Here is a 13524-nt window from a genome sequence, read left to right on the forward strand (position 1 = left end):
TCGCGATCTTCCACGAGGACCAGGAGAAACAGGCGGCGATCAACAAGACCCACCGTTACGGGACGGCGCAGGTCCAAGCTTAGTTGCTTCTCCTGGACGGCGGCCGTTTTCCGACGGTCCCTGCATAAGTGTGGTTCTACTGCTGATAGGGGGGGCGGTTGCTTTCCGCCCCCCGTTTTGTTAGTATCAAAGAGGCGTTTAACCAGCTGGCGAAGGGGAGTGTGGATGTAGATGGCCGAGCCGGGACTTGAATTCGTCCCCGAGGGAATGGTCTCTTTCTATAATGACTTGCTGAGCCTGGAAGCCCCGGAAACCTCGGTGCAGATTCGGAACATGGGTAAGGAGCAGCGTGAGATGTGGGAAAACGGCATCCCGTTGCTTGTTGCCAATATGCCGCGAGTGGAGCCCGAGGATTTCTTCGCCACCATGCGCCGGGTGAAGGATGTCCTGGCCAAGCACCAGCCCGACCAGGCGGCGGAACTCGAAAAGACCATGGCCGCTATGCCCACGGACCCGGGCGAACGGGAAGTCTTTGTGGAGAGCGTCCTGCGGCGCCGGACCAACTGGTCCGAATACCTGGTGCAGCAGCGCGGGGTGGCGGAGGATGTTCTCGGCTTCCTGCTGAACCATACCGTAAAACCCTACCTGTCGCGCTTCGGCACCCTTGTCCGGGAGCAGGTTGACTTCGATACCTGGGGGCGGGGATACTGCCCGGTTTGCGGCGCGCAGGCGAACTTCGCCCGCCTATCCAAGGCCGTCGGCCGCCGTTACCTGCATTGCCCTCTATGTGAAACAGAATGGTGGTTCAAGCGTATCGGATGCCCGTTTTGCGACAACGAGGACCAGAAGGAGCTGCGCTACTTCACGGTTGAGGGTGACGAGCGGCATCGCGTTTACCTCTGCGAAAAATGCAAGGGTTACCTGAAGACGATCGACGAGAGCCGTTGCGGGGAGAACGAGAAGGCCTACCTGTTCTGGGAGGACGTGAAGACCGTCCACCTGGACCTTCTCGCCATGCGCGAGGGCTATGTGAACAAGGTCGCCGAAGGCGCAAATCAGTAGTCAGTCGTCAGTTGTCGGTCGTCGGGGCCGAGGCGGTTCGCTCCGCGAATCCTGGAAAAAACACTTTACAGGTCGGGGGCGGCTCGTCTATAATTATGGCAACAACGGACGGTCGAAGCCGTCCCCACCCGGTAGCGCACTTCTTACGGATGCAACCACGGAGGTTGGCCCGCCAAAGAGCGAGCGGCGTCTCCGTGGTTTTTATTATTCTTACGTGAGGAGGGGGAGAGAAAGAGTGCACATTCCGGACGGTTTCCTTGATCCCAAGACCTACATCGGCACGGCGGCCGCGGCGGCGCCGGTCCTGGCCTACGCTGTGCACCGGACGCGGCGGGAGCTGAAGGACCGGCAGGTACCCCTGATGGGCGTGATGGGCGCCTTCATCTTCGCCGCCCAGATGATCAACTTCCCGATCATGGGCGGGACTTCGGGCCACCTGATCGGAGCGGTCCTGGCCGCCATCCTCTTCGGCCCGTGGGCGGCCGTCCTGCTGATGACCACGGTGTTGGCCCTGCAGTGCTTCGTCTTCCTTGACGGCGGGGTGACCGCCCTCGGCGCGAACATCCTGAACATGGCCGTTATCGCGCCCCTGGTCGGCTGGGGTGTCTTCCGGTCGCTGCGCGGCCTGGGCATGGTGCCGGCAACCTTTGTCGCCTCCTGGGCCTCGGTGCTGGCCGCGGCGGCGGCGGCCTCCGTCGAGTTGGCGCTCTCCGGGCGGATCGGGCTCGGACTGAACGTCATCCTGCCGGCCATGCTTTTCTGGCACGTCTTCATCGGTTTGGGCGAAGGGCTGATTACGGGCGCCCTGGTGGCCTACCTGGGCCGGGCGCACACCGAGGTGCTGCCCCGCGCTGTGCGGGAGCCGGTGGGGGAGGAGGCGCGGGCGTCATGAAGAAGGCTTTCTGGGTGTTCCTGGTCGCCGCCCTGGTGGTCGGCGGGCTGCTCTCGCCATGGGCTTCGCCCGATCCGGACGGCCTGGAGAGGGTGGCTGAGGACAAGGGTTTCCTGCACCAGGGTGAGGGGCAGGAAGTGGTCAACTCTCCGCTGCCGGACTACAGTATTCCCGGTGTCGCCAACTCCCGGGTGAGCACGGCGCTGGCCGGGGCGGTCGGCACCCTCGCCATGCTCGCCGCCGGTTACGGTTTGGGCCGGGCTGTCCGGGCCCGGGCCGCCGGGGACGGCGACTCCTCGCACCGGTTGGAATCGTAAATCCGCGCTCCCTCCCGCCCCGAAGGAAAGCGCCGGTGATGGATGCTCCTCTTTCCCTGCGGAAAGAGGAGTCTCTTTTTGCCCGGGCCGACAGGTAGCTGGCCAGGGCCAGCAGGGTCGCCCCGCCCAAAATTATGTTTTTCCTCTATCCAACCATTGATTTATGCGAAAGGGCATCATTGGTTGTCTAAAGGTTATAGACCGTGGCCGCGTCAGGAACCTTCACTCCGTGGGCCTTGAGAAGCTCCACGGCGCGGTCGATGCCGCGGACCTTGAGGAGTACCAGGGCCGTTCCCGAGGAGTGGGAGACGAAGGCATAAAGATACTCGACGTTGACTCCGTTTTCATGGAGCAAATTCAGCACCTCGGACAGCCCCCCGGGCCGGTCGGGGATCTCGACGGCGATGACGTCGGTTTCGCTGACGGTGAACCCGGCGTCCTTAAGGGCGGCGTAGGCGCGCGCCGGGTCGTTGACGATCAGCCGCAGGATGCCGAAGTCCGAAGTGTCGGCGATGGAGAGGGCGCGGATGTTGATGCCCGCCTCGCCGAGCAGCCGCGTAACGGCGGCCAGTCGCCCCGACTTGTTTTCGAGGAAGATGGAGATCTGCTTAACACGCATGGGGGTAACCTCCTTCCCTTCCCAACTCTCAACTCTCAACTCTCAACTCCACCGTGCTTGATGACTTAATCCTTGTACACGTCGCGGCGGTCGACGACACGCTTGGCCTTACCCTGGCTGCGTTCAATGGTTTTCGGCTCGACAAGCTTGATCTTCACCGAGATGCCGAGGATGCTTTCGATGGCGCGCTTGAAGGCCTGCTCCAACCGTTCCAGCTCGCGGACCTCGTCGGCGAAGTACCTTTCGGAAACCTCCACCCAGATCTCCAGGTAGTCCAGCGGGCCGCTCCTGTCGACCACCAGCAGATAGTGCGGCTCCGCCTGGCCGGCCTCCAGCAGTGCGCTCTCCACCTGGGACGGGAAGACGTTGACGCCGCGGATGATCAGCATGTCGTCCGTGCGGCCCATTATCCGCTCCATGCGGACATGAGTCCGCCCGCAGGGGCAGGGTTCGTCATGGAGGATGGTCACGTCGCGGGTACGGTAGCGCAGGAGGGGGAAGCCCTCCTTGGTCAGGGTGGTGATCACCAGTTCGCCCTTTTCCCCGTACGGGAGAGGCTCTCCGGTCTCCGGGTCGATAATCTCGGGCAGGAAGTGGTCGTCCCAGACGTGCAGGCCCTGCTTGTAGGGGCACTCCATCGCCACCCCGGGCCCCATAATCTCGCTCAGGCCGTAGATGTCCATAGCGACGATGCCCAGCTTCTTTTCAATCTCCCGTCCCAGGTTGGTCGACCAGGGCTCGGCGCCGAAGATGCCGACCCGCAGGCGAAGCCGCGAGCGCTCCACCTCGAGGTCGTCGATGACCTCGGCCAGGTGCAGGGCGTAGGACGGGGTACAGGCCAGGGCGGTCACGCCGAAGTCCCCCATCAACATCACCTGGCGCCTGGTGTTGCCGACCGACATAGGGATGACGGTGGCTCCCACTTTTTCGGATCCGTAATGGAGTCCGAGGCCCCCGGTAAAGAGGCCGTAGCCGTAGGCATTCTGAATGACGTCGTCGGCACCGACACCGGCGGCCGAGAGGGAACGGGCCATCACCTCGGACCAGGTTTCGATATCGGCCCGCGTATAACCTACGACGGTCGGCTTGCCGGTTGTCCCGGAGGAGGCATGGATACGGACGATATCCTTCAAGCGGGCGGCAAACAGGCCGAAAGGATAACTGGCACGGAGGTCGTCCTTCGTCGTCAAGGGCAGTCGCGGCAGGTCGTCCAGGCTCTTGATGTCCCCGGGACGCAGGCCGTGTTCGCGGAGCGCCCGTTGGTAGTGGGGTACCGTTTCGTACACACGCCGCACCAGGGCCTGTAACCTCTCCAGCTGGATTTTTCGGCGCTCGCCCGCCGGTAGGCATTCCATTTCCCGGGTCCAGTACACTGGGTCTCTACCTCCTCGTCTCCTAGTTTCTTTTATCGATGACCCGGCGTGCTTTGCCCGTGGTTCGTTCCAGGGAACGGTATTCGACGAGTTTCACGCGCGGGGTCAGGCTCAGGACGGCCTGCAGGCGGTTGCGCACGGCGGCTTCCAGCACCTCCAGGTCACGGTATTCGCCCGTAAAGTAATCGGCCGCCAGTTCCACCTGGACCTCCAGGTCGTCCAGGAAGTTCTTCCGGTCGACCACCATCAAGTATTCCGGGCCGACACCGGGGATGTCGCTGATGACCTCGGCGACCTGGGACGGGAAGACGTTGACGCCGCGAATGATCAGCATATCGTCGGTACGCCCGCTTGTCCTCTGCATTCTTACGGTGGTCCGGCCGCAGGCGCACGGAGCGTAGTCGAGGCGGGTAATGTCACGGGTACGGTAGCGCAAAAGCGGCAGGGCCTCTTTCGTCAAGGTAGTGATGACCAGTTCCCCTTCCTCTCCGGGGGGCAGGGGTTCCCCGGTTTCCGGGTCGATGATTTCGGGGATAAAGTGGTCCTCTGCGATGTGCATTCCGCAGGCCAGATGGCATTCCCCGGCGACGCCGGGGCCCGTCAACTCGCTCATCCCGTAGTTGTCGGTGGCTTTCATTCCCCATCGCCGCTCGATGGCGGCGCGCATACCCTCGGACCATGGCTCGCCGCCGAAAAGACCCAGGCGAACCCTGAGATGGCGCGGGTCGATGCCCGTTTCCTCCATCTGTTCGGCCATGTAGAGGGCATAAGAGGGGGTGCTCACGAGGGCCGTCGTGCCAAAATCCTGCATCAGCCGGATTTGCCGGGCGGTGTTGCCGGCCGAGGCCGGGATGACGGTCGCCCCGACGCGCTCGAGACCGTAGTGAAGGCCGAAGCCTCCTGTGAAAAGGCCGTAGCTGAAACAGATCTGCACGGTGTCGCGGGGAGTGACGCCGGCCAGGATGGCTACGCGTGCGACGAGGTCGGACCAGGTGGCGAGGTCTTTTCTCGTGTATCCGACGACGGTCGGCCGCCCGGTGGTCCCGGAGGAGGCGTGGATGCGCACCAGCTTCTCGCGCGGTACGGCAAAAAGGCCGAAGGGGTAATTATCACGCAGGTCGGCCTTGGTGGTGAAGGGCAGAAGACGGATATCGTCAAGGCTCTTAATGGCATTGGGTTTAAGGCCCCGTTCCCCCAACAGGCGGCGGTAAAAGGGCACCTGCTGGTAAACGCGGCGTACCACCGTCCGCAGCCGTTCCAGTTGCAGCCGTTCCAGGTCTTCACGGGGCAGGGTCTCAATGCGGTCCCAGATCATAAAGTCCCTTTTCCTTCCTGCACAGAATGGCAATGGATAAATATCGACTTGGATTCGCCGTCGGTCATCCTGCTCCTGCAAACCAGTTCGATTAAGCCGACTTAACGGGCGAACAACCGCTCGAATTCCTCCGGCGAGGTGTAGCCGTTGACCCGCCAGCGGTGAACCATGGTCGGAGCGCCGGTCAGCTCGGCCGGTCCCGGGACGGTGGTAAAGGCCAGTTCATATCCCGCCCGCTCGACCATCTCCGCGATCTCGGCGTTGAAGTCGCCGTAGGGATAACAAAAGTAACGGACAGGCAGGCCCAGTGTTTCCTCCAGAGTAATGCGGGAGGTGCTGATTTCATCCCAGGCGACCGCGGGAGGGACCCGGGTCAGGCGGGGATGGTTGAGAGTATGCGAGCCGATCACCCAGCCTGCATTGGCCAGGTGCAGGAGCTCTTCCCGGTTCATCATCCCATTCGGTGGCTGCGTGGCGGCATCGAAGGAATTGGTCTTGCCGATGGTGTTGGCGACGACGAAGACGGTCGCCGTAAAGCCGTTCTCCTTGAGGATGGGAAAGGCATAAAGATAATTATCCCGGTACCCGTCGTCGAAGGTGATCAGAACAGGCCGCAACGGCAATTCCAGATCTCCGCGCATGGCCGCCGCCAGGTCCGCCGGGGTGATGCTGACATACTCCTGGCGGCGAAGGTAAGCCATCTGCCGGGCAAACTGGCGGGGGGTGACCCTGAGCCCTTTCCCGCCAGCCTGCCGGAAAGGACTGACCTTGTGGTACATCAGGACGGGAACGGAATCGCCGGTGGGCGCAGCCGCTTCCGGGGCGGGCCGTTTCCCGCCGGTGGCCGTGACGGCGAAAATCAGGGCGACGGCCAGGCAGATGCCGATGGGGAGCAACACCTGCTTCGGGATAGAGGTGCCGGAGCCAGCCAATGCTTTCCCCCCTGGATGAAACGTCATCCCTCCGGGACGACGACTATATTCGATGTCCAACGCCGTTTTCCCCCCGATTCTTACAGGATGGAATGGGTTATTTGCTCCCGGTCGAAAGAAGTTATGTTCAATTTGATCAGAGGTGCTATAATATTGGCAATATTCGGTCATTTGGCATTGGCTATTTAGCAGCGGGAGGTTGGGGAGCGATGGAAAACTATGACGTAACCATCGTCGGGGCGGGGCCTGCCGGCCTCACGGCGGGGATTTACGCCTCGCGAAGCGGTTTACGCACGCTATTGTTGGAACGGGCGGTACCGGGGGGGAAGGTGCAGATTACCGAGCGGATAGAAAACTACCCCGGCTTTGCGGCCGGAATAGACGGCCCGGCGTTGATCTCCCAGATCAAGGCGCAGGCCGAGCGGTTCGGGGTGGATATCAGGCGGGCGAACGTCACCGGCCTGCAGCCCGACGGCGGCGGGTTCAGGCTCAAGGCAGGGGGGGAAGATATCGCCGCGCGCACGGTCGTCATTGCCACCGGAACGGGACCGCGGCCCCTCGGTGTTCCCGGTGAAGCCCGCCTGGAGGGACGGGGCGTTTCCTACTGTGCGGTCTGCGACGCCGATATTTTCCGCGGCCGGGACATCGCCGTCGTGGGAGGAGGAGACTCCGCGATTAAGGAGGCTTTGTACCTCGCGCGCTATGCCCGCTCGGTCAGGGTCATCCACCGCCGGGGGGAACTGCGTGCCGCGAGGGTTTTGCAGGAGCGGGCGTTTGCCACTCCGAACCTCAGTTTCGTCTGGCAAACGGTGGTGGCCGAGGTAACCGGCAGCGATTGGGTCGACGGCGTGGTGGTGAGGAATGTCGCTTCCGGAGACCTGGACCGCCTGCCGGTCGAGGGGCTGGTCGTCTTCGCCGGAAACCGGCCCCACTCCCGCCTGGTAGAGAACCTGGTGGATCTGGACCACCTTGGCTTCATCATCACCGATGAAGATATGGGCACCCGCACCCCGGGGCTTTTTGCGGCCGGAGACGTGCGGCGGAAGTCGCTGCGGGACATCGTGACCGCCGTGGCCGACGGGGCCCTGGCCGCCCTGAATGCCCAGCGACACATCATGCGCCAAAAGCACACCCTTGCCTCCTGAACTCTCTCTTTCGCGGGCCGCCATCGCCCGCCGGTTCATCGCCGTTTGGGCCGGGTATTTTCCGTTGGCGTCCTCCAGGCAACCTTTCACCGTCTTTTTCTTCCGCCCTTGCCTGGTGGCGTGTATAATCCAGGAAAGAGAGTTTTGAATTATCTATCAATTTTAGCCCATTGTAAGGGGGATGGACCGTGGCTGTCAGGAAGGACACCACCATTGATACCCTGCTCGAGGAAAACCGTATTTTCTATCCCGACGAAAGCTTTACCGCCCAGGCCAATGTGCAGGACAAGGATATCTACGCCCAGGCACGCGCCGACCGCCTTGGTTTCTGGGCCGCCCAGGCCGAACACCTGGAGTGGTTCCGGAAGTGGGACCGGGTCCTGGACTGGAACCCGCCGTTCGCCAAGTGGTTTGTGAACGGCAAGCTCAACGTCACCTATAACTGCGTGGACCGTCACCTGAAAACCTGGCGGAAGAACAAGGCGGCCATCATTTTTGAAGGTGAGCCGGGAGACAGCCGGGTGCTAACGTACTGGGACCTCTACCGGGAGGTCAACCGCTTCGCGAATGTCCTCCGGGGCCTCGGGGTAGGCAAGGGTGATCGTGTAGCCATCTACATGCCTATGATCCCGGAACTGGCGATCGCCATGCTCGCCTGCGCCCGTATCGGGGCACCGCACAGCATCGTCTTCGGCGGCTTCTCGGCGGAGTCGCTGCGCGACCGGATCAATGACGCCGGGGCGAAACTGCTGATCACGGCCGACGGCGGCTGGCGCCGGGGAAAGATCGTCCCGCTGAAGCATAATGCCGATTCCGCCGTGGCCGAGACGCCCAGTATCGAGCATGTCCTCGTGGTGCGGCGTACCGGGCAGGAGGTGCCGATGCAGGAGGGTCGTGACCTTTGGTACCAGGACCTGGTCAGGGACGCCGAGGCGTACTGCCCATGCGAGGTTACGGATGCCGAGGATATGCTCTTTATCCTTTACACCAGCGGGACCACCGGCAAGCCCAAGGGCGTAGTACATACAACCGGGGGCTACCTGGTGGGGACTTCGGCCACGCACCGCATGGTCTTTGACATTAAAGACAGCGACGTTTACTGGTGTACGGCCGACATCGGCTGGATCACGGGGCACAGCTACGTGGTCTACGGACCCCTGGCCAACGGGGCCACGACCGTGATGTTTGAAGGCGCTCCCGACTGGCCGGACCAGGGCCGTTTTTGGCAGATTTGCGAAAAGTACGGGGTGAGTATCTTTTACACCGCCCCGACGGCGATCCGTTCCTTTATGAAGTGGGGCCGGCAGTGGCCGGCGAAACATGACCTTTCCAGCCTTCGCCTGCTCGGTACGGTAGGCGAGCCGATCAACCCCGAGGCCTGGATGTGGTATCACCAAAACATCGGCCGGGAGAAATGCCCCATCGTGGATACCTGGTGGCAGACCGAGACCGGCATGATCATGATCGCCCCGCTGCCGGGGATTACCCCGACCAAGCCGGGATCGGCCACCGTGCCTCTGCCGGGGGTCGAAGTCGATATCGTCGATAAGGAAGGCAACCCGGTGATGCTGGGCCAGGGAGGTCTCCTGGTCATCAAGGAACCCTGGCCGGCTATGCTCCGTACCGTTTACGGCGACGACCAGCGCTACGTCGATCAGTACTGGAGCCGCTTCAACGGCCTCTACTTCGCCGGTGACGGCGCGCGCCGCGATTACCACAGCTACTACTGGATCCTCGGCCGCGTCGACGATGTTATCAACGTCGCCGGCCACCGGTTGAGCACAATGGAGGTCGAGAGCGCCCTGGTTGACCACCCGGCGGTGGCCGAAGCGGCGGCGATCGGCAAGAACCACGCCATCAAAGGGCAGGCGGTGTCGGTGTTCGTAACCCTGCGGGCCCGCGCCTTTGCCGATCTGAAGAGCGGCGCCCGCACGCGGGCCGAGCTCCAGGATGAGCTGAAGGCTCACGTGGTCAAGAAGATCGGGGCCATCGCCCGCCCGGACGACATCTTCTTTACGGCGGAGTTGCCCAAGACCCGCTCCGGCAAGATCATGCGCCGCCTCTTACGGGACATCGCCGAGGGACGCGCCCTGGGTGACACCACCACCCTGGCCGATCCGGCCGTGATCGCCGAACTCAAACAAAAGTACGAGAGCCAGGAGTCGTAGGAGGATCGGGTCGGTAGGGGTCGTCCTCAGGGGTGCGGTTGTCACCTTTAACGTCGCCCTCGGGGGGATGAAAGGGATCACCTTCGCCCAGGGCTTCCCGTACCGGGTGAAAATATTCGCCATCGGAACCTGTAATAAACGTAGGAATATTAAGACTTGTTTGAAAGCAATACCCGTGCTATACTTACCCCGAGAGTTGAGGTACCCTTGCAGGTATACACGGTGAGGAGAGGATGGCGACGGGCGATGCCCTGGATGGCAGGTAACGTCGTAAGAAACCTTCTTCACGGACCGGTTACCCGTCCCTACCCCGCAGCGCGGCGCGAACCCTTTGCCGGGACACGCGGGAAGATCGCCTTTGAGGCCTCGAAATGCGAGTTCTGCGGGGATTGCGAGCGGGTTTGCCCCTCGCAGGCGATCATCCTTGATACCGTCTGGGATCAGGGGGACGGAGGCCACGAAACAACGTGGGTACGTATTTACCGGCCGCTACTCTGTATCTTTTGCGGGGTGTGCGTCGAGATCTGCGCGTACGGGGCCCTGACCATTGAAGAGGAACACCTGCCACCGACGGACCACAAAGTGGACGAACGGGGGTATATCCAATCCTGGTAGCCGTATCGACCCGGGAATGCCGCCGGAAGGCCAACCCTTTCATCAGAGGTTGCCTTCCGGTTTCATTTTGGCCCCCGACTTCGACAGGTGGCAGGACTGGGCCCCGGGAAGAGGGAATACAGTCAGGGAGAAAAGATTACGGGGGGAGAGGGGGCCTAAAATGGACGTTGATCAGGCGCTCAAGGTACCCCTCGAGGACGAGGGCTGGGTAAGCAAGGTCTTGATCGGCGGGGCCCTAACCTGGTCCCGATCACGGTGCCGGTTTGGTCTTGCCCATGGCCCCGGCGCACTACATGGCGACCGGACGGGCGGTGTGCCCCTTTGCCTGGGACATCCTACGCTTAATAGGACGAAGCCCCGGAAACTATATCGTAAGCTGGATTGTAACGTTCGGCCTTTCTCTACCGTCGGCTTAATCGGCGCGATACCGTTTCTCGGCTTTTTCCTTGCGGTGTTCGCCGGCTTCTACACGATACTCGTCGGGGCCGTCCTCTTCGGCGAGACCTACACCCGGGCGGCGAGCACCCTGGAACAGGTATAATCGTGGATAACACCGGCAGGTGTGGAATCCGCCGGTGCAGGATTTGCTTGCAGTGAGCAAGCGAAGGAGGCTCAACGGACGATGGCGTTCGCCCGGGGAAACAGGTCCGGGGTCCTGGAGAAGGTAAACGCGGCCCTGGCGGGCGAGGGCGTGGATGACCTTTTTCACCCGTCGCTGGTCCTTGTTACGGCGGGTGCCGCCGCGAACAGGGATGAGGCGGTGGCGATGGCCACCGTGGCGGGGCTGGTGAGCCGTTTTGCGGCCCTGCACCGGTCCGTGCCGGAGAGCGGGGTTCATGCGGCTCCAAGGGTGCTTTACGGGGACCATGCCCTGGCGCGCGTTTTCGCGCTCCTGGCGGAGTATCCGCGATGCGGCGGTTTGCCGCTTATGGCCCGGGCGATTAAAACGATGGCCGAGGGGGCGATGGCCGACCTGGCGGCACGGTTTACCGGGGAGCAGACGGAAGCCGATTACGTTTCACGGATGGGTCGGCTGTCGGCCGTCTTTACGGCTGCATGTTGCCAGCTCGGCGGCCAGGTGGCGCGGGCCCGGCCGGGTACGCTGAACGCCCTCTGGCGGGCCGGGTACGCCCTCGGGCTGGCCCGGGCGGCGGCTGAAGAGGTTCAGGACTGGCTGGCCTGGATGAAGGGATGCGGAAGTGCACCGCGTCTTGGTGAGGGCATACTGGGGCTGCCCGAGATTTACATGCTGCAGGACAAGATACACGGTCCCCTGTTGACGGCGATCCTGGCGGCCCGCCGGTTGGCGGAGGGGGACCTGCGCGCCGTGGCGCGCGGCCTGATGGCGTGCGGAGGATTGGATCGCGCCCGTACCTTTGTCCGGAGGCATTTAGCCCAGGCGCAGCACGCGTTGGACGATACGGCGGCCGTCAACTGCCGGCTGGCGGAAATGATTCGCGTCTAATCCCGCCCGCAAAAACATAATTGATACCCCCCCCTTTACATGGCATATTTGAGCCTTCGTGCATATTATGGAGCATCAAGGCCTTCGTGGTATCACTAAATGACCTTTAAACGGCGTAACGCACTGCAAAGCTGGTACAGCGCGCGGGACCCCAAACCGGCCTCGCGGAGGAGGGCGGCCGCCGTGTCTTGCAGCCCCTCGCGCCTGACCTTCGGATCGGATAGATAAAGGGCGGGCAGGCCACGGACCACCATCTGGTGAAAGCCGGGCCGCGGAAGGGAACCCGCGGCCGCCAGCGCCCGCCGCAGGAAAAGGAGCATGCGCGCCTCGGCCGTTTCGGGGGACGGATAGTAGGAAACAAAGTTCAGGTCACCGCCGTCGCGATCCTCGGCCTGGTCGATAAAGTAGTCGAGCAGGATGTGGAGGCCGGCGATCCAGGGAAAATAGACCCCGGTGATCGCTCGAACATCCCGGTCGGTCAGCCCGGGCCGCGCCGCGGCGGCGAAAAGGGCGAACATGCCCAGGGTTGAGCCGCTGGCGGCTGCGAATTCCCACCAGTAGAGGTCGGGATAGCGGGCCTTATACGTCTCAAACCAGCTGGTGAGCAGCGGAAGGCGCCGGTCAACTTCGGTATGCTTGTAGACCTGGAGGTCGGCGTAGAGACCGACCAGGTGTTTCACCTCGGCCTTAGCCGCCGGGTAGGAAGGCAGGGCACGCAGGACGCTGCGGCATTCAACAACCAGAGCCCGCAGGTAACCGCCGTCGTCCCGGAGCGGGTAGCGGGCGTAGAAGTCGCCTATCGGTTCATCGGGGTCCACCGCGCAGAGCATCGCCCGGTGGAGATGGCGAAAGGCCCCCTGGTCCTGGCAGCCCGCCCGGTCGCAGAGGTTGTCCAGATAATCGCTTATGGTCTGAAGGGCGACAATCAGCCGCACCAGGTCGCGGCGCAACGCTCCGTAGTAGAGGGCATAAACGGCCCCGCCCTGGCAGTGGAAGCGCTTGTAACGGATGCTGAGCGTGGCCTGCCGCGCCAGTTCCTTTTCAGGACAGGCGGTGAGACGGGCCCGCCACCGCGAAAGCTGGCGGTTTACCTCCGGCAACAGCCCCGAAAGGATGCGGCCGACGGTAGCCAAGGGGGAGGGGGGTTGCCGCTTGACAAGGGACAAGCCGCCAAGACCTCCTGCAACACGGGCCAAAGGTCTTCCAGGCTTTACAAGCCTGTCGTCCGGTGTGGCCGTGCGAAGAACTTGTAAACGCCGTGTTTCTCCGGCAACTGCCGGTCAACGGCGACTGCCTCTAGTCTGCTTCACTGGGGTCCTTGGAATGCTTTAGCATATGTTCGGTCGGCCGGCGGCAGACTAAATCGGCAAATAGGGCTGTAAGAGGGGGCGAAAATGCAGCTGGACCATCTGGTGGCGCTTGGGCCGGCTTTATCGGCCCTGGCCTCAAGCCTGTTGGCCTTTTTGACCTTTTTTACCGTCCGCGCCTCAAGGGCTATGGCCCGTGAAATGTATGAGACCCGGCTGGCGCAGTTTCGCCCGGTGCTGTACCCGGTTCTCCGGCGCGAAGCGGGTACTTTGCTCCTGCACTTAAGGAACGTGGGGCCGGGCCCGGCGATGGA

14 protein-coding genes are annotated in these 13524 nt (G+C 62.7%); 9 read left to right on the plus strand and 5 right to left on the minus strand.

Annotated features, from left to right (window positions below):
• Nucleotides 1-231 precede the first annotated feature (231 nt).
• The 3 genes from QMC81_10475 (at nucleotide 232) to QMC81_10485 (ending at nucleotide 2271) form a co-directional block, all read left to right on the plus strand.
• Nucleotides 232-1062, plus strand: coding sequence for a formate dehydrogenase accessory protein FdhE (locus tag QMC81_10475; GenBank protein MDI6907890.1), 831 nt, complete (start codon nucleotides 232-234; stop codon nucleotides 1060-1062).
• Nucleotides 1063-1297: 235 nt separating this feature from the next.
• Nucleotides 1298-1954 (plus strand): energy-coupling factor ABC transporter permease, encoded by a 657-nt coding sequence (locus tag QMC81_10480; protein ID MDI6907891.1) that lies wholly within the window; start codon nucleotides 1298-1300, stop codon nucleotides 1952-1954.
• Nucleotides 1951-2271 carry a PDGLE domain-containing protein gene (locus tag QMC81_10485; GenBank protein ID MDI6907892.1) on the plus strand — a complete coding sequence of 107 codons (321 nt, stop codon included), beginning with the start codon at nucleotides 1951-1953 and terminating at the stop codon, nucleotides 2269-2271. The genes QMC81_10480 and QMC81_10485 overlap by 4 nt, the downstream gene beginning before the upstream one ends.
• 187 nt (nucleotides 2272-2458) lie before the next feature.
• On the opposite strand, the gene QMC81_10490 is transcribed toward QMC81_10485, so the two are convergent.
• The 4 genes from QMC81_10490 to QMC81_10505 all read right to left on the minus strand — a co-directional run bounded on the left by QMC81_10490 (nucleotide 2459) and on the right by QMC81_10505 (nucleotide 6510).
• On the minus strand, nucleotides 2459-2890 hold the full coding sequence (locus tag QMC81_10490; GenBank protein ID MDI6907893.1) for an ACT domain-containing protein: 432 nt from the start codon (nucleotides 2888-2890) through the stop codon (nucleotides 2459-2461).
• Nucleotides 2891-2955: 65 nt separating this feature from the next.
• Complete coding sequence (locus QMC81_10495) at nucleotides 2956-4245, minus strand: phenylacetate--CoA ligase (GenBank protein MDI6907894.1); 1290 nt, start codon at nucleotides 4243-4245, stop codon at nucleotides 2956-2958.
• Between the two features lie 40 nt (nucleotides 4246-4285).
• Entirely contained in the window at nucleotides 4286-5578 is a 1293-nt protein-coding gene (locus tag QMC81_10500; GenBank protein MDI6907895.1) for a phenylacetate--CoA ligase, read from the minus strand.
• A 101-nt stretch (nucleotides 5579-5679) separates the two neighbouring features.
• Nucleotides 5680-6510, minus strand: a complete 831-nt coding sequence (locus QMC81_10505) for a polysaccharide deacetylase family protein (GenBank protein MDI6907896.1) — start codon at nucleotides 6508-6510, stop codon at nucleotides 5680-5682.
• A 209-nt stretch (nucleotides 6511-6719) separates the two neighbouring features.
• Between QMC81_10505 and QMC81_10510 the strand changes: the two genes are divergently transcribed.
• The 5 genes from QMC81_10510 (at nucleotide 6720) to QMC81_10530 (ending at nucleotide 11903) form a co-directional block, all read left to right on the plus strand.
• Nucleotides 6720-7655 (plus strand): FAD-dependent oxidoreductase, encoded by a 936-nt coding sequence (locus tag QMC81_10510; GenBank protein MDI6907897.1) that lies wholly within the window; start codon nucleotides 6720-6722, stop codon nucleotides 7653-7655.
• A 188-nt stretch (nucleotides 7656-7843) separates the two neighbouring features.
• Nucleotides 7844-9823, plus strand: a complete 1980-nt coding sequence (gene acs, locus QMC81_10515; GenBank protein MDI6907898.1) for an acetate--CoA ligase — start codon at nucleotides 7844-7846, stop codon at nucleotides 9821-9823.
• 246 nt (nucleotides 9824-10069) lie between these two features.
• Nucleotides 10070-10438 carry a 4Fe-4S binding protein gene (locus QMC81_10520; GenBank protein MDI6907899.1) on the plus strand — a complete coding sequence of 123 codons (369 nt, stop codon included), beginning with the start codon at nucleotides 10070-10072 and terminating at the stop codon, nucleotides 10436-10438.
• 160 nt (nucleotides 10439-10598) lie between these two features.
• Nucleotides 10599-10979: a hypothetical protein gene (locus QMC81_10525; protein MDI6907900.1), complete on the plus strand. Its 381-nt coding sequence runs from the start codon at nucleotides 10599-10601 to the stop codon at nucleotides 10977-10979.
• A gap of 81 nt (nucleotides 10980-11060) precedes the next feature.
• Nucleotides 11061-11903 carry a polyprenyl synthetase family protein gene (locus tag QMC81_10530; protein ID MDI6907901.1) on the plus strand — a complete coding sequence of 281 codons (843 nt, stop codon included), beginning with the start codon at nucleotides 11061-11063 and terminating at the stop codon, nucleotides 11901-11903.
• A gap of 95 nt (nucleotides 11904-11998) precedes the next feature.
• On the opposite strand, the gene QMC81_10535 is transcribed toward QMC81_10530, so the two are convergent.
• Nucleotides 11999-13069 carry a tetraprenyl-beta-curcumene synthase family protein gene (locus QMC81_10535; GenBank protein MDI6907902.1) on the minus strand — a complete coding sequence of 357 codons (1071 nt, stop codon included), beginning with the start codon at nucleotides 13067-13069 and terminating at the stop codon, nucleotides 11999-12001.
• Nucleotides 13070-13297: 228 nt separating this feature from the next.
• On the opposite strand from QMC81_10535, the gene QMC81_10540 reads away from it, so the two are divergent.
• Nucleotides 13298-13524, plus strand: a 227-nt coding sequence (locus QMC81_10540) for a hypothetical protein (GenBank protein MDI6907903.1), incomplete at its 3' end; no start/stop codon positions are given.

The organism is Thermoanaerobacterales bacterium, from assembly GCA_030019475.1.
Taxonomy (GTDB): domain Bacteria; phylum Bacillota; class Desulfotomaculia; order Desulfotomaculales; family JASEER01; genus JASEER01.

Coding starts and splice junctions, on each gene's coding strand:
- QMC81_10520 (MDI6907899.1), top strand. CDS start 10,070: ATGCCCTGGATGGCAGGTAACGTCGTAAGAAACCTTCTTCACGGACCG.
- QMC81_10485 (MDI6907892.1), top strand. CDS start 1,951: ATGAAGAAGGCTTTCTGGGTGTTCCTGGTCGCCGCCCTGGTGGTCGGC.
- QMC81_10530 (MDI6907901.1), top strand. CDS start 11,061: ATGGCGTTCGCCCGGGGAAACAGGTCCGGGGTCCTGGAGAAGGTAAAC.
- QMC81_10525 (MDI6907900.1), top strand. CDS start 10,599: ATGGACGTTGATCAGGCGCTCAAGGTACCCCTCGAGGACGAGGGCTGG.
- QMC81_10500 (MDI6907895.1), bottom strand. CDS start 5,578: ATGATCTGGGACCGCATTGAGACCCTGCCCCGTGAAGACCTGGAACGG.
- QMC81_10510 (MDI6907897.1), top strand. CDS start 6,720: ATGGAAAACTATGACGTAACCATCGTCGGGGCGGGGCCTGCCGGCCTC.
- QMC81_10495 (MDI6907894.1), bottom strand. CDS start 4,245: ATGGAATGCCTACCGGCGGGCGAGCGCCGAAAAATCCAGCTGGAGAGG.
- QMC81_10475 (MDI6907890.1), top strand. CDS start 232: ATGGCCGAGCCGGGACTTGAATTCGTCCCCGAGGGAATGGTCTCTTTC.
- QMC81_10490 (MDI6907893.1), bottom strand. CDS start 2,890: ATGCGTGTTAAGCAGATCTCCATCTTCCTCGAAAACAAGTCGGGGCGA.